A 20,679-nucleotide genomic window follows, 5' to 3' on the forward strand; every position below is an offset into this window, starting at 1 on the left:
GCCGACCGGACGGTGTGTGCGATGCCCTCGAACGACCCAGACATTGCTCCCACCTCCGTCCATACCCTCAGCGGCGCCTGCCGCTGCGCCGACCATACCGGCCCCTCCCCACCCCCGCACTCCGTTTCCACCCGGTATCCTCAACCCTCGGCGGCAACCGCCAGGAGGGTTCGCATAGCGGCCGAGTGCGCTGGTCTTGAAAACCGGTATGGCGGGTGACCGTCATCGTGGGTTCGAATCCCACACCCTCCGCTCCGACGGCCTCGAATGCAGCTCTGACCTGCGCAAACACGTCACCGCACGTCCCCGACATCTGAGTCCGGCTGTGTCCGGTTGTATCCGGCGATGTGCGGTTGGTTTCGGTTGATCGTGCAGAATGCGTGCCGCGATCCCGTATGTTCCAGCCCTCCTTAAGTGGAGCGGTGAGGGCTGGAACATACGGGGACAGCGCGGTCCGCGCAGGCTGCTGCTCGACACACCTCCGGGGCCGTAGCGGGGCTGGGTGGTGACGCGAGCTGAGCCGGGGCGCATCCTGATGGTGTGGCCGGCGCGCGGCGGTGCGGGAAATGCGAAGGGGCGAGGGTTCCTGAGCATAAACGGAATGGGATGCATGGCCGCATCGATATGCATGTGCGGTCGGCGCCACCAATAGCTGCGCGGTATCAAGCCACGGAACTTCAGCCGACCTTGGCGTGCAAGCCCATGCTGGCCAGCGCGTCGAGTGCGTTGACCGCGTAGCCGTACGGGAAAGAAAGCGCGCAGGAGTACTCTTGGCGCTTGTTCGTGTTGTCGCAGAAGGGTGCGTATCCACCGAACGAGGCAGACAAGAAGCCGAACACTTCCTTTTGGCCGTTGCTGGTGTAACGGAAGACGGGGGAACCCGAGTCGCCTCTCTGGAAGACACCGCCACAGCCGCCGGTGCCGCACCCAGTGCCGGTGACACTTTCCATGAATATGAAGGCTGGTCCGACTCGTGGTTGGTAATTGCCGAGGGAGTAGTAGCGGTTCAGGTATCTGATGTAGCGTTGGTAGACGGCTATTCCGGAGATTCCTCCGCTGAGCCAGATGCGCATGTTGAGCACCGGCAGTGCGGCGCGGTACACCGACGATGCGGAGCCGCTATTCCACGCGCCGTTCCAGATGAAGTAGTTACTACTCGCCGGAATGACTTGGATGTCGTGGGCAGGGTTGCGCCCCGTTGTGACTGTGCCAACGGTCGCGCGGGGAGAGTCGTAGTTGTAGAACGTCCCTGCGCCGCAGTGGTAGGCGGTCGTGATGTAGCTGTAGGGCCCGGCGTATGCAGCGATGCCAGTCGTACAGGTTTGAGGGCCGGTTATCAGACTGCCGCCGAACCAGGGAGCGTAGTCATTGTTTCGATTTGCCGGCTGGGGTTCGTCGGACCCGAGAGATGTGATCGGTGTGGCGGTGACGGAACCGAGCAGCGTCATCGCATTGGCTGGTGGACTCGATTTGAAAGTGACGACGACGCCCGACCAGTCCTGTGTCGGTCCGGCGGACGTGACCATGCCTGGAAAGTAGTCGATGAGCATCTGTGATGTCGCCGTCAGTTCGTCGTTCGAGTATGTGGCTGAACGGAAGGCGACCGGCGCTGGCTGAGCCGCTCCGAGGGTTTGTAGGTCGGGTGGGACTGTTCCTTTCCAGTAGACATTGACCTTCGCGAGGTCGTCGGAGATCGCGACTCCGCCGGCGCCGGCGCCGGCCGAAGATAGGGCGGCGTAGTCTGAATTGACAGAGCTCGGCATTGCAGCTTCATGCAACTTCGGGAGTGGATTTGACGTGACCGGTGCAGCCCCTCCTCCGAGACCCGATAGGCGAGCGTCGCCGGACCGCGAGGCGGTCCAGGGTTGGATCGAGCGCAATCCGGGTGCTGAGGCGCGGTTCAGCACAGTCGTCGATGGTGAAACTGGCCAGGAGATCCTGGTCGTCAACATCCCGGACAGAACGGACATGCATCGAGCAAGACAAGAACTGCTGAAGCTGGTTCGCCAACCCGATCACTTACGCGTTCGTCGCTGGCGACCCCCGGACGATGAAGTCGACCGGATCATGCGCTGGGCACTTGACACCCTGCTCCCCGTCGATGGTTCCAGTACGCCTGTGACGTCGGTCGGTCCGGACCCGGAATCTGGCCTTGTCATGATCACGCTCCGCAGGGCCGACGCCGCTTATGCGGCGGACCTGGAGGCCAGAACCGATGGTTTAGCTTTCGCGGCCGTCGAACCCGACGTGCCCGAAGCCCCAGTAGGGCCCCCTAAGCCTTCCGTTTAGGCGGCTGAACGGTCGACTGATGGCCGATGGCCCTCGGGGAGTGTGGGTCGCCTCTGCTGCGGATGGCTTGTAGGTGGGTCACCGGTGCCGCGCCCGTCTGGCTCGAGCGTGTGCCGTCGGTGTGCACCCGAGCTCGCACGCAATCCGTACTGATCGGATGGGTCGAGCACAACGTCTTTCGGTTCGACCACGATCACGGCGGCGACAGAGGTGGATGGACGTCCCCGAAGCTACACCCGGCAGCGTTCGGCGCCGCGTCTGTGGCTAGCTGCGCTCAGCCCACAACCGACGAATAGCGCACACTTCCAATATGCACTCGTTGCCAGTCGAACCGGATGAATTGCCCTTGATGCAACGTTGCTCGTTGGCCCGGATCGGCTTAGTGGGAGCAGCTCAACTCGGTCACCTGGCAGGCGTAGATCTCACGCATGATGCCGTGCGGCTGCAGGATCGCGTCCAGCTCCCCGACCGTGCTCATGAGGGCCTGGAGGTAGTCCTCGTGTGAGTTGGTGTTGTTGAACGTGTAGTGGCCTGTCTTCTGCGGGACGGGGCGCACGCGTGCCCGGGCTAGATGCGAGTCAGCCTCCTGGTTGAGGCTGCCTCTCGTGAGGGTGAACTCGACGATGCAAGACCAGTCCTTCATTTCGCTCCGCAGTCGGTGTCAGGCACGAGTGGGCCGACTGGAACGGTCAGTGGGCCATGCTCCCTGCGGAGCTCGGCCGCAAGTTCCTGCACCTCATAGCGGGCGATCGTGGGCCCGAAGCGCTCGGACAGGAGATCGTCAACGCGGGTGACGGCTATCGAGATCCCGCTGTCGAAACCTTCGTCGTACCCGCGTCGCCAGGGCGAGTGCTGGTCGAGGAGGCGGCGGATGTGTCGGCGCATCAGTCGTCGAGCCACTCCGCGCCGGTCTCGTCTCGGTGGTAGCCCTGGTGATGACCAAGGATGCAACTCCGGCCGCTCGTGGGGTTCTTCCCGTCGCAGTCGATGTCTTGTGCAGCCCGCAGAATCGGCCATCCTGCCGCGTCCCGTTCTAGTCCCCGCGTTGCCTCGTTCATGTTCGGAGCATCGCCGATGCAGCGCGCCGGATCGATCATTCCCGCGTATCCCTCGGCATCGGGAGACAGGGATACAAAGCCTGGGTGACACTGGGGTTATGTCGTTCGGGAGCCGCCTTCGGGAGTACCGCGACCATCGCGGGTGGTCGCTTGGCGACCTGGCACGAGCAACGCATTTCAGTCGGTCCTACCTGTCGAACGTCGAGAACGGCCGGAAGCCAGCGACCGACGACATCGCACGGGCCTGTGACGCGGCGCTGCGGGCGAAGGGCGAGCTGATCGCGGCAGCCCGTCAGGATGCGACGGCGAAGCTCAACGACACGCCTTGGCAGACGGCCGAGCTTGTCTCACGGCTGCAGTCATCGGACACGACGCCGAACACCATCGAGGCGCTTCACTCGACGGTCGAAGAGCTGTGCTGCCAGTACAACCGGCGCGACGCGCTAGAACTCCGCCAGGAGGCCCACGAGTGGCTTCAGTGCGTCGGCAGTCTGCTCCGCCGCCCAGTTGGTCTCAGAGCGCATACGGACCTGTTGGTGGCCGGCGGTTGGCTCGCGCTGCTTGCCGGGTGCGTTGAGTACGACCTCGGCATGGGCACAGCCGCGGAATCCACACGCGTGGCAGCGGCGCAGCTCGGCACGGAGGCAGGCCATCCGGAGATTGTTGGGTGGGGACACGAGATGACCGCGTGGTTCGCCCTGACGCAAGGACGACTCAAGCAGGCTGTCGACGCATCGCGGCGGGGGCAGGCAGTTGCCCAGGGCACCAGTGTGCAGGTCCAGCTCATCGCTCAGGAGGCAAAGGCGAGAGCACGGCTCGGGGAGTCCGGGTTGACCACGCTGCTTGAGTCCGGCCGCGATCTCCTCGCGGAGCTGCCATATCCGGACCGACCCGACAACCATTTCAAGGTTGATCCGGCGAAGTGGGACTACTACTCGATGGACATTCACCGCATGGCGCAGGACAACGCGCAGGCGAGTGAGTACGCCGAATCCGTCATCGGCGACAACATCGCTCCTGACGGCACCGAACTAAGCCCGATGCGGATCGCCGAATGCAGGCTGACGCTGGCGTTCGTCGCTGGACGTGAAGGCGACCTAGAGCAGGCTGTCGGCCTCGGCGTCCTAGGTCTGAAGGACGGTCGACAGAGCAAGGTGCACTTGCGGATGATCGCAAGCGAACTGGACCAGGAGCTACTCCAACGCTTCCCTGGGGAAGGGGCTGTGATCGGCTTGGATGATGCGCTCCGGGCCGTCTGAAATGCCGGGCGCTCAAGAAATGAACGATTGTGCTAGTCAGGTACTCCCAGTTCGACTCGCACAGCACCGCGCCACTCCTGGGCGGCGAGCGTAAACCGTTCATCTACGGTGTAGAACCGGTCGGCATGGTGATCAAAGTCGAAGCCCCCGCGTGGTCGCGTGGGGAGGGCACAGCGTTGACGTCTTGCCGAGGGTCTACGCGAAGTTCCTTAGACGGTCAGGAGGAGGTGGCATGCAAGCGGATTGAAGCGGCGCTGAGGGCCTGATCTCCACCGCATCTGACCGGGTTGCCGGCCACTGTGGGAATGGTCATGCTGAGTGTTAATAAGTCACGTCGTAGTTAAATTTCTCTTCTTGCGAATCCAAGGTCACCGTTCCACGCGAATTACTGTAGCCTCCAGTTCCTCCGACGACGGAGAAAGCCGGATGCCCGTCGCTGAATCGGAACGAACCTTGAACTGAGATCACGCCGGCTCTCGCAGGATGCTTCACGCTGTCATCTAGGTGATGTTCAGCGATACCTAGGACCAAGGCATCGTTAGGGGGAATAATCTTCATGAAGGTGAGGGCGGCGGTTATCGTGCCTACTTTTTGGCGTGTGGTCGGGTCCAGTAACTCTCGCTCCACTATGAGCAGATGATCGCCCGGCACTGGATTCGCAGGAGCGAATATATGGCCTGTCTCGTCGCCCTCGATCAGGCTGAACTTCGGCATGACTGTCCTTCCCTGTGGAGCCGGACGCACCCAAGTGTCGAGTATCAGGGTCGGCGGGCTGCACCGACAAGGTCGAGGACACGCCGGCGTCGCCCCTGCGGATCTCGACAATGCGCATCGTCCCAGGTCAGGAGCACCTTTCTACGCTGGTCGCTGCTTTGTGCGGGCAGAATCGGTACCTGTGTCCGCAGGTCATGGCCCATATGTAACCCGCCAGGCCACCCGGTCTTGAAAACCGGTATGGCGGGTGACCGTCATCGTGGGTTCGAATCCCACACCCTCCGCTCATCTCGTCCCGAAAGTTGCTCTGACCTGCGGAAACACGCGACTGGAGTCGTCCTCTAGACTCCCGAGACCGGCCCATACTCGGAGTCCAAAGAGCTCATCGGCGCCGGCCTAGCAAGTGCCACTGCCGTACAGGCGCCGACGGGGAAGCCTTGTGAGAATTTCTGCCGATGGCCTGTCGGATCCGGGGTGCGGCGTTCGTTGTAGGGGTGACGGGCAGCCGGAGGACGGCCGCCGGACCGACAGAAAGGCGTGGCGCCATGCGGAAGCTGATCTACGGCATGAACCTGACCCTGGACGGCTACGTCGCCGCGCCTGGCGACGACATCGGCTGGGGCGTGCCGAGCGACGAGCTGTTTCAGTTCTGGCTCGACCGGGAGTTGGCGATCGGGCTGTTGCTGTACGGGCGCAAGCTGTGGGAAGGGATGAGTTCCCACTGGCCGACCGGCGACCAGCAGCCCGACGCCACCCCGGCGCAGATCGAGTTCGCGCGGAACTGGCGGGACACGCCGAAGGTGGTGTTCTCCTCGACGATCGACAAGGTCGACTGGAACGCCCGCCTGTTCACCGGCGACGCGGTAGCGGAGATCACCCGGCTCAAGGCCGACGACGGCGAGCCGATGCGGGTCGGTGGCGCCACGCTCGCCGCGGCGGCCATGCGGGCCGGGCTGGTCGACGAGTACGAGATCGTCACCCATCCGGTGCTGGTGGGCGGCGGCAGACCGTTCTTCACCGCGTTGGACAGCTGGGTGAACCTGAACCTGGTGGAAACGCGAACATTCCCCGGCGGCGTGCACCTGACCAGGTACGAAACGAGGCGCTGAGCATCGTGGGTTCGAATCCCACGCCCCTCCGCTCATCTCGTTAGCGGAGGGCTGCCGCGAACTCGTCGTAGTGAGTGGTCCACCAGCGGCGCCGGCGGTCGTACTTCTCGATGCCTCCCGCCCGGTTCATCCTCGCGACGGCGTCCGGGCCGCCCGCATCGATGCTGCGACGCGCGGCTGCTTCGATGCGGTCGAGGGCATCGTTCATGGCGGTGAGCAGTTCTGCCCGGCCGTCCCGGTCCAGTCCGTAGGCGTCGGCGACGAGTCGTAGCCGTGCCGGCCGGTCGGCGGGCAGCCAGCCGATCCGGTCCTGGTCGAAGTCGTCCTCGATCGGTACGCAGAGGCGGGCGAGCTGGGCGACGTCGTAGACAGGGCGGCCAGGGGCCGCGAACTCGAAGTCGAGCAGCGCAACGGCGATGCCGTCACGGAAGACGACGTTCGAGGGCTCCACGTCGTTGTGGCACACCAGCGTCCCGCCCGCAGGGTCAGCCAGATTGGCGTTCCAGGTGAGACCCTGAGGGTCGAACTCGCGGGCGGCGTCGTGCAACCCGCGCAGCAACCTGGCGATCGAAGCCAGCGCGGTGTCGGACTGGCTCCAGTCCGGATAGGGCGCCACAGGGACCTCGCCGTCGATGAACACGAGACGCTCGCGGCCGTCCTCGTCGATGCCGACAGGCATCGGGGCACCCTCGAATCCGGCGTCTTTCACGGCCCGCAGGAAGGCGTGAATCGAACCCGAGTGCGGACTCGAGGGGCGAAGCACATGCGGACCGACGCGGACGACCTGGCCCGCGTTCGCGATCCCGCCATCGAGCTGCTGCTCCGACACACCTCCACCTTCACAGACGGGTGGTGAAGCCATCAGTCCCACACCCTCCGCTCAGGGGTCCGAGTTGTTGGCTCGGACCCCTTGGTTGGTTCGGCTGGGTTTGGTCAGCCCACCAGCACGATCTCTCGAATCCGCTGTTCCCCGTTCTCAGCGTGCCGACGTCGCCACACTCACCGGTGACGTCGACGAAGACATCCGAGATCCCAGGTCGATCGCCCAACCGGTGCTCGTCATGGGCGACACACTGAAGCTCGCGCTCAAGAAGGAAGACAACCGTGGCAGGGTCATCACCGTCCTGCTGGGCATCTTCGGCCTGGCGATCGCCGGGACCGTCGTCGCTTCCTTCCGTCTACCGGCCGACCAGGGCGTCAAGCAGCTGAACGATCTCAGCAACACGCTCCTGGTGGTTGTGGTGGGCGCGATCGCGTACTACTTCGGCGCAAGAAGACCTAGCGCTCCTCCGCGTGAAGAAGCACGGCCCCTTCGCCAGGCGAGTGACGAAGGGGCCTTTCGCTGTCCTGGGGCCGCTGTTAGCGGGTCTCGATGGTGTTGAGGTCGCGGGTAGCGAAGCGGTAGTGCTCCCAGCCTTCCTCGAGGATTACCCGTAGGCAGGAGCGGGTGGTCTCGGGGTTGGGGCCGTGCGGGTTCTTGCGGGGAGTGTCCAGTTCGGCCGGGGTGACGGTGGCGATGAAGTCGCGGACCATGGCGAAGCGGCCGGCGTGGGCTTCCAGTACGTCGGCGTACGGCGGGTTGTCGGTCGCGGTGGTGCCGTAGCTGAGGCCGAGCGGATGGAACTCCTCGCGTTCGAGGATCGAGCGGCCGAACCACAGGTCGATCGCGTGCACCAGGTGCCGCAGCGTTTGCGCGAACGACCACTCACCGTCGACGGACACGTCGGCGGTGCCTTCCGGCATGCCCGCGACGCGTTCGACAGCCGCCGCCCAGGTCTTCTCGAGGACGGCCCAGGCGGCGCGGAGACCTTCGGGGTCCTCGGCCCGCCGGTCCGCTCGGCCGGGAAAGCGGGCGTTCAGTTCGGCTTCGACGTACCCCGCGACCTCGACACCGTTCACCGTCAGGCTGCCCCCGGGCTCGACCAGCCACGGCGCGTCGATGTCCGCGCCCTGGATGTCGACTCCGCGCATCACCGCGCCGGACAGATCGGACTCGACGAACCGAGCCCCGCGCAGGTTCGCCTCGAAGAACTCCGCCCCTTGCAAGTCGTCGGACTGCCCGAATTTCGTCATGCCATCTCCCTGGTTCGCTTGCTGTCCGCCGAGCCTAACCGTGACGTCGGACACAAAAGTCGTGCGCGCGACGGGCGGCCCGTGGTGAGGTCGAGGGACAGACCGAGCGCGGCGGAGGGAACAGGTTGTGGACGTTCTGAGTGCGGCGGAACGAGTGGGCTTCACCGAGCGGGACCAGACGCGGTTCGAGGGCCTGGAGGTCGGCACCGACCCGCAGTTGCCCGAGGACGCCGAGGAGTTGCTGGCGTACTGCGGTGTGCACCCGGCTGATCGTCAAGCGATGCTGGCGGCGCGTCCGGACCCGGACCGCGACCCGGAGTGGTGGGCGATCACGTGGGCGCTGGCAGGTGAGGTCGAACAGCACCTGGATCTGGCACTGCCTCCCACCGGGTTCAGAGGCTGGCCGGCGGTGCCACGGGATGCGTCGGCGGTGGGACTGTTCGCCGCGGCGTGGGCGTTGCTGGCCAACCTGCAACGTGTGCGTGAGCTGCACGCGCAGCGGGGCGTGCCGGAGTCGGTGACCGTGTCTACCGTGGCGGCACTCGGCGGGGTGATGCAGACGCATCGGCACATCTTCGGTTGTGCAGGTGTTGGGCTGATGCCGCTGTGGAGTCCACCGCTGCGCTTCCGCGGTACTGACTACGAGATCGGGCGGCACGCGTTCACGCGCACCCAGTTGGGCATGGGCGACGGAGTGTCCGGCCATGTGCTGTCGATCCACATCCCACCGAGTGGTCGCCTCGACGCACAGGAGTCAGAGGAGTCCGTCGCCACGGCAGTCGAGTCGTTCAGGCGCTGGTACCCGGAGGAGCCGCTTGCCGGGCTCGTCTGTCACTCCTGGCTGCTGGACCCGCAGCTGGCCGAGTACCTGCGCCCGGACTCGAACATCATGCGTTTCCAGAGCCGCTTCGACATCCTCCCGCTCCTACCACCAGAGGACCCGTCCGAGGGCGACCGTGAGCTCATGCGGTTGGGATTGCACCTGCCAGTACCTACGCATCAGCTGACCGACGAAGACCTCGACAGCGTCCCGCAGGACACGACTCTGCAAAGAGCGTTCGTCAAGCATCTGCGAGCTGGCGGGCATTGGTACGGACGGACGGGCATGCTGAAGACATGGAGCTGACGATCCCGGTTGGACAGGATGCGGTCTGGGCTGAGCATCTGGCCGGCGACGGAGTGCCGATAGTGCTGTTGCACCCGGGCATCGGGGACTCGAGGTCGTGGGACCTCGTGGTGCCCGGGCTCAGCGGGCATCGGGTCGTTCGGTACGACGTCCGTGGGTACGGGCGTTCGCCCCAGCCGACAGGTGAGTTCTCGCTGCTCGGCGACCTCGAGACGGTCCTGGAGCAGCTGAGCCTGGACCGCGTGCTGCTGGTCGGCTGCTCGAATGGTGGCGGTACGTCACTCAGCTTCGCGCTAGCCCACCCGGAGCGAGTCCACGGCCTGGTGCTGCTCTGTCCGGGCGTCCCCGGCTTCCCGATGCCCGAGGAGCCGGAGCTGGATGCGGAGTACGACGTACTCGCGGCCAAGCGGGATGTGGAGGGTCTGGTTCAGTTAGGACTGCGGCTCTGGTCTGCAGCGGGCTCTGACGACCCTGCGGTCGCACAGCTCCGCGCTGCTGTTCCAGCGTGGTTCGACCAGGGTGAGTACCTGAAACCGGATCCGCCCGTCTACGACCGGCTGCACGAGATTCAGGTGCCGTCGGTTGTCATGGTGGGTGACAAGGACCGTCCGATCCTCGCAGCCGTGGCCGGCGCGACTGCCGCGCGGATCCCCGGCTGCGAGTTCGTCTGGCTGCCCGGCGCTGACCACTTCCCGAGCCTTCGCGAACCACAGCTGGTGACCGACACCATCCTGCGGCTCGCAGGAGCCTCACCGACGAGTCCAGCGATCTAGTACTGCTGCTGCTCGCCCGCTGTCCACAGCCTCCCGGCATCGCTCGAAGCAGTCGGGCAACTGCTCCAGGCCGGCGTCCAGCGTCAGCGTCGCCAGCGCCGCCGCTGCGTTCAGCAGTACGACGTCCCGCACCGGACCGTGCTCTCCGTCGACCAATCCCCGCAACAGCCGTGCGTTGAACGGAGCATCCCCGCCACGCAGCTCCGCCAGAGAGGAGGGCCGTAAGCCCAGTGAGCGTGGATCGAACACCACCTCCGATGCAGAGCCGCCATGCACCACCCAGAGCCGCGAGTACCCAGTAGTGGTGAGCTTGTCGAGCCCGTCGTCGCCGCGGGCGACCAGTGCGGACCGGCCCTGTTTAGCGAGCGCACCGGCAAGCACAGGCAGCATGCGCGAGTTTGCTACGCCGACGAGCTGGTGTTGCGGGTTGGCTGGGTTCAGCAACGGTGCGAGCACGTTGAACGCGGTGGGGACCGCCAGCTCACGCCGTACCACGGCAACTTGGCGGAGGGCCGGGTTGAAGCGTGGAGCGAACAGGTAGGTCAGTCCGACCTCCGCAGCCCTCTGGGCGGCGTCCGCAGCGGTCAGGTCGAGTGGAACGCCCAAGTGCTCGACCAGGTCGCCAGAACCGGCTGCTGATGACGACGCGGCTCGTCCACCGTGCTTGACCACGGTGACACCAGCAGCAGCGACAACCACGGCTGCCATCGTGGAGATGTTCGCCGCGCCGGTCCGGTCGCCACCTGTCCCGACGATGTCCACGAACGGTCCGCTGATCCGCACCGGCGTTGCGTGCGAGCGCAGTACGTCAGCCAGCCCGTTGAGCTCGTCGGCAGTCTCACCCTTCGCGCGCAGGGCAATCAGGAACCCGGAGATCTGGGACGGCGACGCCTCGCCCAGTACCAGTTGGTCCATCGCCCAGCCGGTGTCCGCCGTCGTCAGGTCGGAGCCGGCCAGGAGCGCGGAGATCAGACCGGACCACGTCCGGAGCGTTGTTGCCATCGGAATTCCTCAGGGTCCTGTGTCGCCCACGAGGAGAACATGACAACGGCCGCCTCGCAGGAGACGGCCGGGTGGGTACGCGCGGATTCAGGCCGTCAGGTCGACGGCCCACCACATACTCGGGCGCTGGAACATGCCACCGACCTTAGCGCACCCGAATATGGTCGACCACAAAGCTCGGCACGTGGTCCTTCCCGGACTGCTCCGGGAAGTCGAAGACCGCGAGCATCAGCTGCATTGGGTACGTCGGAGCGCCCTGGCAACTGCGGATCGCGGCGCCGTCGACCGAGAACGTCGCCGTACCACCGGACCACTCGACCGCGTACGTGTGGAACTCCTGTACGTCGATCGGCATCCGCACCGCCTCGAAGTCCTGCGGTACGGCGGGATCGCGGATGGTCTTGAGCCCCATGCCGACCGCGGCGGACTCACCGGGAACGAGCGCGTCGCCGAATACCTCCATGACACAGATCTCGCCACAGTGGCCAGGCTGATCCTCCAGCCCGACCATCCAGAGCGACACCATGGAACCCGGACGGATGTCGGCGCGGGCGCGGAGCTCGACGTACCCGCCGTCCGAGGTCAAGCCCCAGAACGGCTCCTGCTCCTCTCTGACGAGCAGACCGTCACGGTACGGCTGCTGTCCGACCGTGCTGCCGACAGGACCCGAGTAGTTGCCCGACTGGACGCCGGAGACCCGCAGGTCCGGCTGGTGATCGCCCGCGCACCACAGGCCCTGCTCGACAGGGATGCTGAGCGTCAGGCAGGAGTCGGCCAAGTGGTACGTCGCCGCAGATGCGCTACGTGAACTCCACTGGGGCAAGTAGTGGGGTGACCAGACGGACAGGTCCAGTGATGACGTGTCGAAGTTGTCCTCGAACATGACCCTATGATCTGCCGATCGGGCTGCTTGTCACATCATGGTGGGCTGATCCGTCAGGGCACTGAGGAGGTAGCGGTGGACGAGCGTGAGCAGCTGGCGCGGCGGTTCGAGGAGAACCGCGGGCACCTGCGTGCGGTCGCGTACCGGATGCTCGGATCGTTGCCGGAGGCCGAGGACGCCGTACAGGAGGCCTGGCTGCGGCTGAGCCGTACTGACGTGAGTGACGTCGGCAATCTGGCGGGCTGGCTGACCACAGTGGTGTCACGGGTGTGTCTGGACATGCTGCGCAGCCGCAAGTCGCGGCGCGAGGACTCACTGGACACGTACGTGCCGGACCCGATCATCGGTGCGCCGGGACCGGAGGATGAGGCGGTCCAGGCGGACGCGATCGGGCTGGCGCTGCTCGTCGTACTGGAGACGCTGTCGCCGGCCGAGCGGCTGGCGTTCGTGCTGCACGACATGTTCGGGGTCGGGTTCGACGAGATCGCCACGATTGTGGACAAGTCGCCGGCCGCGACGCGTCAGCTGGCGAGTCGCGCGCGCCGGCGGGTCCAAGGTGCTCCGGCGAGTGACGGGGACGTCTCCCGGCAGCGGGCCGTCGTCGAGGCGTTCATGGCCGCGTCTCGGGGCGGCGACTTCGAAGCATTGCTAGCGCTGCTAGATCCGGACGTGTTGCTGCGCGCGGACGCGGGCACGGCGAGCGCCGAGTTCGCGGGACCGGCCGTATCGAAGCTGGTCCGCGGCGCGAAGGCAGTCGTCGAGCAGGCGCTCCTGTTCAGCCGTATGGCGCCGTACAACCAGCTCGTTCTGGTCAACGGGATGCCCGGCGTGATGACCGTCGTCAACGACCGCTTGATGGGCGTCATGTCCGTGACCGTGTCCGACGGCAAGATCACTCAGATCGACATCCTCGCCGACCTCGACCGCCTCGAGGTCATCCCGCTACCAGCCTGAGCACCCGCTGCGCCTGCGCCTCCGCGGTCCCCGGTGGATTGCGGTGGGCGCTCGGCCCGCCAGGCCCGATCAGCGTCAGCCAGAACCCTGCCCACAGACAGCGCGCCGCCTGGAACCGCTCGGGGTCCACGGCGAATCGCCGCACCAGCGGGGTCGGGTCGGTCTCTCGCCAGGACAGGTGCTCGACCAGGTTCGCCAACTCGACGGTGCGATCACCCGACCCGGCGTCCTCGAAGTCGACGATGCGGACCCGCTCGCCGTCCCACAGGTAGTTGGCGAGGTTGGGGTCGCCGTGGGCAACCACAGGATCGGGTACGGCGGTCAGGTCGGGCGGCTCGTTGTCGAGCCAGGTACGGGCAGCCTCGACGATCACGCCGTCGGTGTCGCGAAGCGCGACGAGTCCGGATCGGGTGCGGTCGACCAGAGCGGTGAGATCGATCGGCTTGAGGCCGTCGAATGGGGTTGACCAGAGGGTCTCGATGGCGTTGCCCAGAGCTGTGGTCTGGGTGGGGGTGAGGGGGCCTTCGAGGGGGTGGCCGGGGAGGAGGGTCATCGTGATCCAGGGGGGATCGGTGGATGACGTGAGGGGTTTGGGGACCAGGGCGGGCGCGGTCTGCGACAGGAGCGTGAGGGCGGCCCACTCGCGGGCCGGCTCGTCGCGCGCCCAGGACGTGTAGCGCTTGGTGAGGGTGTCTCCGGAGATGTCGACTGTGTGAGTCATCGAGAAAAGTTTGGCGTACGTGTCGAGCACCGGCGATCTCCTTCGACGTATGAGCAGGAAGCGGATACGGCGAAGGAGCGGGATCAGATGTCTACGCAGGCGATTGCAGCGGTTGCCAGTGACCTCGTGGCGGGACTGCTGGGGGCAGGTTTCAACGGTGCCGTCCGGCTGCCCGGAGAGCCGGAGTACGACGAGCAGCGGCGTTCCGTGATCCCTTCGGTGGACTCGCGCCCGCTCCTGGTCGCCGAGGCGTACGGGCGGACCGACGTACAGGCAGCAGTGCGGACCGCTCGCGAGTACGGCGTACCGATCGCTGTGCAGGCGACGGGACACGGCACCCGGGTACCCGCTGATGGCGGGATCCTGTTGAAGACGACGCAGATGACCGGCGTACTGATCGACCCGGAGCGCCGGATCGCCAAGGTCGCACCGGGCGCCCGCTGGGGTGCGGTGCTGGACGCCGCGCGGCAGTTCGGGCTCGCCCCGTTGTCCGGATCGCACCGCGACGTCGGCGTCACCGGGTACACGCTGGGCGGCGGAGTGGGGTGGCTGGCCCGCAAGTACGGGTTCGCGGCCGACAGCGTGATCCGCGCCGAGGTCGTCACCGCCGACGGCCGCACCGTCACCACGAGCGCCGAGCAGCACCCGGACCTGTTCTGGGCCATCCGCGGCGGCACCGGCAACTTCGGCATCGTCACCTCGCTGGAGTTCCGCCTGTACCCGGTCCGCGAGGTGCACGCCGGCATCGTCTACTACGGCATCGACCGCGCCGCCGCGATCCTCCGCCGGTACCGCGACTGGACCGCCACGATCCCCAACGAACTCAGCACCGCGGTCGTCCTGACCCGCGTCCCCGGAACCGAGCAGCGCGCCGTCGCGATCAAGGTCCTGTACGCCGGCCCGGCCGAGCTGGCCGAACACCTGCTGAAGCCGCTGTTCGAGACCGCCGGCCCGCGCCTCGCCGGTGAGCTGAAGACGATCGAGTACGCCGATGCCGCGATGGGCGGCACGCCCGCTCGCCACCTCGACTTCCTGGACACGCTGACCGACGAGGTGATCGACGTGGTCACCGAACTCGAGGACGCGATGGTCGAGGTCCGCCACTGGGGTGGCGCGATGGCCCACCCGGGACCCGGCGCCGGACCGATCGGTCACCGAGCGGCGTCGTACTCACTGATCATCGACCGCGAGGTGGTCGGCCTGCCGACCTCGGGGCGGACGTTCGTGAACTTCCTCGGCGATCCGGGGCGCGCTGACACAGCGTACGGCGCGGCGGATCTGGAGAGGCTGCGTGCGGTGAAGCGGGCCTACGACCCGACGAACTTCTTCCAGCTGAACGCCAACATCAAGCCATAGAAAAACGGCCCGGGTCCCCGCCCCGGGCCGTTTTCTTGTGTAGATCAGACCGTGCCGGAGTTTCCGTAGACGCTCACGTGCACGTGGTCGTAGTGGTTCGCGGTTGCGCCACCGCGGTCCTCCATCGCGCGCCAGCCCTCGCTGCTGCGCTGGACCGTCCAGATGTGCTGCGACCAGATCAGCTCGCTGATGCCGAGCTTCTTGTAGTTGACCTTCAGCCAGTCCGCGACCTCCTGGCCCTCGGAACCGCTGACCATGATGTCGAGCGCGCGCCCGGTGGAGTGCTCCGAGCCGGAGTCGCCGGACCGCAGACCGCCGTACGACGTGATGTCGGGGAACTTCGCGCACACCGCCCGGTGCACCCGGATCGCGTCCTGGGTCAGACCGCTCTCGACCGACGAGCCGGACTTGCAGGCGGCCTGTGAGATCGCGCCGGAAACAGTGGCGACCGGCTTGGTGGCTGACAGGTACTGCGCCTTCACCCAGCGGGACTTGCCGTCGCTGACGACCTCGGCCCAGATGCCGTCGACCTTGCCGGAGACCGAGACCTTGGTGCCCTTCGGCAGCACGTCCAGCAGCAGGCCGGTCAGCGGCAGCGACCAGAGGTTCACGTCGGTGGTGGTGTACTTCGTGCCGGTGATCTTCGGCGGCGTCGCGTTGGCGGTCAGATCCTGCGCCGCGCGGGTCTTCGCCGACGTCGGCTTCGGGATCGGCGCCTGCTTCTTCAGGTGCTTGGCCGTCGGGCTCGCCTTCGGCTTGGGTGCCGGAGTCGTCGACGTGGTGCTGATCGGCGGACGCAGAGCGTCCCGGCTGATCGTGGCGTCGCGCGACAGCTGCAGGGACGAGCTGGCGATCGACGGGTCGAGCTGAACGTGCTGGCTGGGAAGTGCGGCCGCCGAACCGGTGGCAACCATCGCCACTGCCGCGCCCGGAATCGCTACCTTCACGAGACCTGGCTGAATTATCTTCGAGCGCGACTGTCGGTGCCGCGCCTGTCTATGCCGTCCTGCCGCCACTTGTAGAACCCAATCTGCCGAGACCAAAACGTTATCGACCGGAGGAGTCAAGCACACTTCGCCGCGCCGGTTCGAATCGGCCCCTAGTCTTAACGCATTACGAACATCCACTGGCTGCCGTCAGTCGTGATCTGCCCGCTATCCGGATGTGACCGTTCCGATATCAAACGCTTGGTCGGCAGATCGCCGTCGTGATCGCGGTCGCCACGTGGTCGCCGTACCGTTCCGGGCTCCAGTCGCGGAGCAGGACGAGCAGCTCGTAGAGCTCGACGGAGATGTACGTCCACAGGACGTCGGCGACCTCGTCGAGCGTGATGCCGGGGCGGAGGTTGCCGGTCTCGAGCAGGTGGCGGCCGAACATCGTCATCCCGGTCAGCCGCTCGTCGAGCAACGTCTGCCAGGTCTCGCGGAGCGTGTCGTCGCCGTGCCGCCCGTCGCGGATCAGGATCTGTACCCGGGCCGATCGCTGCTGCCGCTCCACGAGACCGTCGACGTACCTCCGGATCTTCCGCCGTACGTCGGGTTCCTCCTGGATCGCCCGCGCCTCGGGGCGCTCCGCGATCGGCACCGGCTCGTCGTCGCCGGCGATGACGAAGTCGAAGACCGCTTTCGCGAGCGCTGCCTTGGTGCCGAAACCCTTGTAGATGCTCTCGGGTGAGACGCCGGCGCGACGGGCGACCGCACTTATCGTGGTCGCCTGGAAGCCGTCCGCATCGAACAGCTCGTGTGCCGCGACCACGACGTCGCGCCGCCGCAGCCGGGCCCGCTCGCGGCGCGAGGTTGCGTCGTAGTTCCTCTTGACTTCTGCCATCACCGATCCGATGCTTTTGAGTACAGTCACACTGTATCTAATTAGTGGGGGATCCGATGAGTACGACAACACAGGCCGGTGACATCGCCGTCCGCAGCATCCTGATCATGGCCGACGGGGAGCGGTCCGACTTCGACGCACTGATCCACCCGGAGGCGAGGAACCGGGAGGACGTGGTGGGGCCGGCGGGTGGCCGGGGGCGGGGACCGGCCGCCTTCTACGCGACCGCGCAGTGGCTGCGCGGCGCGTTCGAGGGCCTGTCGTACGAGATCGACCATGTGGTTGCTGAGGGCAACCTCGTTGCGGTGAACTCCACGATGAAAGGCCGCCACGTGGCGCCGTTCGTCACGTACGCCGTCGACGGTTCGGTGGACACGGTGTTCCCGCCGACCGGCAGGACCTTCGCTGCCACCCAGTCGCACTGGCTCCGGATCGAGGACGGCCTGGTCGTCGAGCACTGGGCGAACCGCGACGACCTCGGCCAGGCGAAGCAACTCGGCTGGGTCCCGCCCACCCCGGCGTACCTGTTCCGCATGGCCCGCGCAAAGTCCCGCGCCAAACGAGCCATCCGCATGTGATCCACGGCGCGGCGCCTGGGCGGTGGTTGCTGGTTGACTGCGCGGGTGGGATTTCGGATCGAAGGCGGGGCGGTTGCGCGGTTGGTGATTGATCGCGCGGCGAAGCGGAACGCGCTGACCCGCGCGATGTGGGCGGCCTTGCCCGGGCTGCTGGCCGACCTGGCGAGCGACGACGAGGTGAAGGTCCTGCTGGTGACCGGCGAGGGTGCGAGTTTCTCCGCCGGTGCCGATATCCGCGAGCTGATCTCGGGTGCCGACCCGGCCGATCCGATGGCTGAGCTGCGGGCGTCCAACCTGCAGGCCCAGGCGGCGTTGCGGGAATTCCCGAAGCCGACGATCGCGGTGGTCCGCGGGCACTGCATCGGCGGCGGTCTGGAGATCGCGGTGAACTGCGACTTCCGGTTCGCCGCCCGGGACGCCAGCTTCGGCGTCACACCGGCCCGGATCGGCGTCGTCTACCCGCCCGCCGCGATCAAGGTGCTGCTCGACCTGGTCGGTCCCGCGACCACGAAGTATCTGCTCTTCAGCGGTGAGCTGCTGACCGCGGACCGGGCCGAGCTGAAGGGCCTGGTCGACCGCGTGGAGGACGACCCGATGGCGGCGGCTGAGGCGTTCGCGGACACGCTGGTCTCACGGTCGCAGCTGACGATCCGCTCCGCCAAGGAGTCGGTGAACGCACTGCTGGCGGGCGAGGACGGAGACGCGGCAGCGGTACGGCGGTATCGCGAGACGATCGCCTCAGGCGAGCTCGCCGAAGGGATCGAGGCCTTCATGCAGAAGCGCTCACCGAAGTTCGTCTGGCATTCCCTCTGAGATCAGGGTGCCGCGCAGCTCGACCCGGTCGCCGACCGCGACCGAGACCCGGCCTGCGATCTCCTGCGCGCGCGTGTCGTCGGGCGCGTCGACCAGGAAGAAGCCGGCCAGTTGCTCCTTGGCTTCACCGAACGGACCGTCGGTGACGACCTGCTGACCTTCCCGGATCTGCACGATCCGGCCGTCCTCCGGCGGGAGCAGGCCTTCCGAGCTGACCAGTTCACCGGACTCGGCGAGCTCCCGTTCGAGCCGCATCAACCGCTCCAGGGCCGCGTCGTCGTCCGCGGTCCACACCCGGTCGACGCTCCGAAAGATCATCACGACGTACTTCATGGGCTCACGGTAACCACCCGCGCCGACAGAACCCCGCGGACCATTGCGGTCCGCGGGGCTCGGATGGACGGGTGTGGTCAATACCAGACCTTTCTGCCGCCGACGGCGCGGCCGGTTGCTCCGAGGATCCACAACACTGCACCGACCAGGAGCAGGATGATGCCCAGCGTCCACAGGATCGAGATACCGAGCACGAACCCGAGGATCAGCAGGATCAGACCGAGGATGATCATTTAGCCTCCTTCAGCTAAGCCGCCGGGCGGAAATGGCAGCCACGGACCTCCGGTTCCCACTCTTTCCGCCGCGAACCTCCAACGCTCGTTTGATCATCAGGCAACCGGCGAATCCGATCACGACGAAGAGCCAGACGGTCGCGAACGCGATCCGGTAGCCGTGGGTGAGGGCGACCGGCGTGATTCCCGACGTACTGGCAGTGGCTACGGCGGAGACTGCCGCGACGCCGACCGCGCCGCCGATCTGGAAGCTGGCGTTCTGCAGTCCGGACGCGACACCGGCGTCTTCGCCCGCGACGTCGCTCAGCGAGGCGATCGAGCCGGCGACCGTACCTGCGCCCAGTCCGGCGCCGAAGATCGTCAGCCCCCAGAAGGCCAGCTCGAAGTACCCAGAGGACACGGTGAGCTGGGTCATGAGCGTCGTACCCACTCCTGCGACCAGTAGCGACACGAACGCGACCCGGCGCGGTCCGACTCGAGTGACGAGGTGCTGACCGACTATGGACGCCACGACCGCGGCTGCTGCGAGTACGGCGGACATGAAGCCGTAGCGGATCGCTGACACACCCAGTGCGAGCTGTGCGTACTGCGTGTAGACGAAGTTGAGCCCGAACGCCGCCAGGCCCCAGCTGATCGTGATGAGGTTGCCGCCGACCAGTGCGCGTGAGTGGAAGATCCGGAGCGGTACGAGCGGTGCAGCCGAGCGCTTCTCCACTGCTACGAACAGTGCGAACAGAGCGGCGGAGGCGAGTACCAGGAGTACGGTCCGCGTCACCGACGACTCAGGTGCCTCGATGACGGCGTACACGAGGACGATGAGTGCTGCGGTGACGGTGATGGCACCGGCCACGTCGAACCCGCGGCGTCCCGGTCCGCGGCTGTCCAGCAGCAGTACGGGCGCCAGTACGACGACCAGCACGCAGATCGGCACGTTGATGAAGAAGATCCACTGCCAGCCGAGTCCGTCCGTGACAGGTCCGCCGACGAGCGAACCCGCCGTACCGCCGACCCCACTGGTCGCGCCCCAGATCCCCAGCGCCTTGTTGCGATCCGGACCGGACGGGAATGTGGTCATGACGATCGACAACGCGCTGGGAGCCAGTACGGCGGCCGCCGCGCCCTGCAGCCCGCGTGCGAGGACCAGGGCGTCACCACTCCACGCGAGCCCGCAGAGCAGAGAGGACCCTGCGAAGAGCAACAGTCCGGTGATGAAGACGCGCCGGCGACCCAGCAGGTCGGAGATCCGCCCGCCGAGCAGCAGGAGGCCGCCGAACATCAGCCCGTACCCGCTGGGCACCCACTGCGCGCCACCGGTCGAGAACGTCAGCTCCCGCTCGATCGACGGTACGGCGACCAGCACGATCGACGCGTCCAGGATGATCATGAACCCGGTCAGACAGAGCAACGCCAGCGCGAACCAGCGCTTCGAATGCGAAACCATCAGGCATCTCCTGTACGGCGGGACGCCCCGGCTGAGCGTCACTCGGCGGAGACGTCGGTGCCGGCCGGGTGGATTCGACATTCCGGTTCTGTCGAAGTACGGCGTACCTGCTTCGACGTACCTGTTAACTGGGGGTC

23 protein-coding genes and 1 tRNA gene are annotated in these 20,679 nt (G+C 66.5%); 11 read left to right on the plus strand and 13 right to left on the minus strand.

What is annotated here, in order from left to right:
• The first annotated feature begins 163 nt into the window (after positions 1–163).
• Positions 164–252 (plus strand) — tRNA-Ser (locus tag ACLJOO_RS12395).
• 425 nt (positions 253–677) lie between these two features.
• On the opposite strand, the gene ACLJOO_RS12400 is transcribed toward ACLJOO_RS12395, so the two are convergent.
• Both ACLJOO_RS12400 and ACLJOO_RS12405 read right to left on the minus strand, forming a co-directional pair.
• Positions 678–1,763, minus strand: a complete 1,086-nt coding sequence (locus ACLJOO_RS12400) for a hypothetical protein (protein ID WP_410787037.1) — start codon at positions 1,761–1,763, stop codon at positions 678–680.
• A gap of 905 nt (positions 1,764–2,668) precedes the next feature.
• Positions 2,669–2,932 (minus strand): hypothetical protein, encoded by a 264-nt coding sequence (locus ACLJOO_RS12405; protein ID WP_410787038.1) that lies wholly within the window; start codon positions 2,930–2,932, stop codon positions 2,669–2,671.
• Positions 2,933–2,988: 56 nt separating this feature from the next.
• Here ACLJOO_RS12405 and ACLJOO_RS12410 point away from each other — a divergent pair, with 56 nt between their 5' ends.
• Together ACLJOO_RS12410 and ACLJOO_RS12415 are read left to right on the plus strand one after the other, a co-directional pair.
• Positions 2,989–3,216, plus strand: coding sequence for a hypothetical protein (locus tag ACLJOO_RS12410; RefSeq protein ID WP_410787039.1), 228 nt, complete (start codon positions 2,989–2,991; stop codon positions 3,214–3,216).
• 229 nt (positions 3,217–3,445) lie between these two features.
• A complete protein-coding gene (locus ACLJOO_RS12415; RefSeq protein WP_410787040.1) occupies positions 3,446–4,606 on the plus strand; it encodes a helix-turn-helix domain-containing protein in 1,161 nt (386 codons plus the stop codon).
• A 321-nt stretch (positions 4,607–4,927) separates the two neighbouring features.
• Here the strand turns inward: ACLJOO_RS12415 and ACLJOO_RS12420 are convergent, their stop codons facing one another.
• Entirely contained in the window at positions 4,928–5,320 is a 393-nt protein-coding gene (locus ACLJOO_RS12420; RefSeq protein ID WP_410787041.1) for a hypothetical protein, read from the minus strand.
• Between the two features lie 545 nt (positions 5,321–5,865).
• On the opposite strand from ACLJOO_RS12420, the gene ACLJOO_RS12425 reads away from it, so the two are divergent.
• On the plus strand, positions 5,866–6,429 hold the full coding sequence (locus ACLJOO_RS12425; protein WP_410787042.1) for a dihydrofolate reductase family protein: 564 nt from the start codon (positions 5,866–5,868) through the stop codon (positions 6,427–6,429).
• Positions 6,430–6,469: 40 nt separating this feature from the next.
• On the opposite strand, the gene ACLJOO_RS12430 is transcribed toward ACLJOO_RS12425, so the two are convergent.
• Positions 6,470–7,258 carry a phosphotransferase gene (locus tag ACLJOO_RS12430; protein WP_410787043.1) on the minus strand — a complete coding sequence of 263 codons (789 nt, stop codon included), beginning with the start codon at positions 7,256–7,258 and terminating at the stop codon, positions 6,470–6,472.
• A gap of 232 nt (positions 7,259–7,490) precedes the next feature.
• Between ACLJOO_RS12430 and ACLJOO_RS12435 the strand changes: the two genes are divergently transcribed.
• A complete protein-coding gene (locus tag ACLJOO_RS12435) occupies positions 7,491–7,811 on the plus strand; it encodes a hypothetical protein (RefSeq protein ID WP_410787044.1) in 321 nt (106 codons plus the stop codon).
• Here the strand turns inward: ACLJOO_RS12435 and ACLJOO_RS12440 are convergent.
• Entirely contained in the window at positions 7,789–8,502 is a 714-nt protein-coding gene (locus tag ACLJOO_RS12440) for a DinB family protein (RefSeq protein ID WP_410787045.1), read from the minus strand. The two genes, ACLJOO_RS12435 and ACLJOO_RS12440, sit on opposite strands and share 23 nt — an antisense overlap.
• Before the next feature lie 127 nt (positions 8,503–8,629).
• Here ACLJOO_RS12440 and ACLJOO_RS12445 point away from each other — a divergent pair, with 127 nt between their 5' ends.
• Positions 8,630–9,628, plus strand: a complete 999-nt coding sequence (locus tag ACLJOO_RS12445) for an acyltransferase domain-containing protein (RefSeq protein WP_410787046.1) — start codon at positions 8,630–8,632, stop codon at positions 9,626–9,628.
• Positions 9,619–10,401 carry an alpha/beta fold hydrolase gene (locus ACLJOO_RS12450; protein WP_410787047.1) on the plus strand — a complete coding sequence of 261 codons (783 nt, stop codon included), beginning with the start codon at positions 9,619–9,621 and terminating at the stop codon, positions 10,399–10,401. Before ACLJOO_RS12445 ends, ACLJOO_RS12450 begins: the two co-directional genes overlap by 10 nt.
• Here the strand turns inward: ACLJOO_RS12450 and trpD are convergent.
• Together trpD and ACLJOO_RS12460 are read right to left on the minus strand one after the other, a co-directional pair.
• Positions 10,378–11,403: an anthranilate phosphoribosyltransferase gene (gene trpD, locus ACLJOO_RS12455; protein WP_410787048.1), complete on the minus strand. Its 1,026-nt coding sequence runs from the start codon at positions 11,401–11,403 to the stop codon at positions 10,378–10,380. The genes ACLJOO_RS12450 and trpD overlap by 24 nt on opposite strands.
• A 145-nt stretch (positions 11,404–11,548) precedes the next feature.
• Positions 11,549–12,286, minus strand: coding sequence for a glycoside hydrolase family 16 protein (locus ACLJOO_RS12460; RefSeq protein WP_410787049.1), 738 nt, complete (start codon positions 12,284–12,286; stop codon positions 11,549–11,551).
• 75 nt (positions 12,287–12,361) lie between these two features.
• Between ACLJOO_RS12460 and sigJ the strand changes: the two genes are divergently transcribed.
• A complete protein-coding gene (sigJ, locus tag ACLJOO_RS12465) occupies positions 12,362–13,240 on the plus strand; it encodes an RNA polymerase sigma factor SigJ (protein ID WP_410787050.1) in 879 nt (292 codons plus the stop codon).
• Here sigJ and ACLJOO_RS12470 read toward each other — a convergent pair.
• Positions 13,221–13,961, minus strand: a complete 741-nt coding sequence (locus tag ACLJOO_RS12470) for an aminoglycoside phosphotransferase family protein (RefSeq protein WP_410787051.1) — start codon at positions 13,959–13,961, stop codon at positions 13,221–13,223. The two genes, sigJ and ACLJOO_RS12470, sit on opposite strands and share 20 nt — an antisense overlap.
• A gap of 87 nt (positions 13,962–14,048) precedes the next feature.
• Between ACLJOO_RS12470 and ACLJOO_RS12475 the strand changes: the two genes are divergently transcribed.
• The gene (locus tag ACLJOO_RS12475; protein WP_410787052.1) at positions 14,049–15,317 is read left to right on the plus strand and encodes an FAD-binding oxidoreductase; all 1,269 of its coding nucleotides are present in this window, start codon (positions 14,049–14,051) and stop codon (positions 15,315–15,317) included.
• Between the two features lie 44 nt (positions 15,318–15,361).
• Here the strand turns inward: ACLJOO_RS12475 and ACLJOO_RS12480 are convergent, their stop codons facing one another.
• Together ACLJOO_RS12480 and ACLJOO_RS12485 are read right to left on the minus strand one after the other, a co-directional pair.
• Positions 15,362–16,264, minus strand: coding sequence for an SH3 domain-containing protein (locus ACLJOO_RS12480; RefSeq protein WP_410787053.1), 903 nt, complete (start codon positions 16,262–16,264; stop codon positions 15,362–15,364).
• A gap of 232 nt (positions 16,265–16,496) precedes the next feature.
• Entirely contained in the window at positions 16,497–17,144 is a 648-nt protein-coding gene (locus tag ACLJOO_RS12485; RefSeq protein WP_410787054.1) for a TetR/AcrR family transcriptional regulator, read from the minus strand.
• A gap of 56 nt (positions 17,145–17,200) precedes the next feature.
• Here ACLJOO_RS12485 and ACLJOO_RS12490 point away from each other — a divergent pair, with 56 nt between their 5' ends.
• Positions 17,201–17,722: an ester cyclase gene (locus tag ACLJOO_RS12490; RefSeq protein ID WP_410787055.1), complete on the plus strand. Its 522-nt coding sequence runs from the start codon at positions 17,201–17,203 to the stop codon at positions 17,720–17,722.
• Between the two features lie 45 nt (positions 17,723–17,767).
• On the plus strand, positions 17,768–18,535 hold the full coding sequence (locus tag ACLJOO_RS12495) for an enoyl-CoA hydratase/isomerase family protein (RefSeq protein WP_410787057.1): 768 nt from the start codon (positions 17,768–17,770) through the stop codon (positions 18,533–18,535).
• On the opposite strand, the gene ACLJOO_RS12500 is transcribed toward ACLJOO_RS12495, so the two are convergent.
• The 3 genes from ACLJOO_RS12500 to ACLJOO_RS12510 all read right to left on the minus strand — a co-directional run bounded on the left by ACLJOO_RS12500 (position 18,506) and on the right by ACLJOO_RS12510 (position 20,542).
• Positions 18,506–18,868: a YciI family protein gene (locus ACLJOO_RS12500; protein ID WP_410787058.1), complete on the minus strand. Its 363-nt coding sequence runs from the start codon at positions 18,866–18,868 to the stop codon at positions 18,506–18,508. The genes ACLJOO_RS12495 and ACLJOO_RS12500 overlap by 30 nt on opposite strands.
• Positions 18,869–18,945: 77 nt before the next feature.
• A complete protein-coding gene (locus tag ACLJOO_RS12505; RefSeq protein ID WP_410787059.1) occupies positions 18,946–19,101 on the minus strand; it encodes a hypothetical protein in 156 nt (51 codons plus the stop codon).
• A gap of 10 nt (positions 19,102–19,111) precedes the next feature.
• Positions 19,112–20,542, minus strand: coding sequence for an MFS transporter (locus ACLJOO_RS12510; RefSeq protein WP_410787060.1), 1,431 nt, complete (start codon positions 20,540–20,542; stop codon positions 19,112–19,114).
• Between the last annotated feature and the right edge of the window lie 137 nt (positions 20,543–20,679).

The organism is Kribbella sp. C-35 (genome assembly GCF_046549195.1).
GTDB lineage: Bacteria > Actinomycetota > Actinomycetes > Propionibacteriales > Kribbellaceae > Kribbella.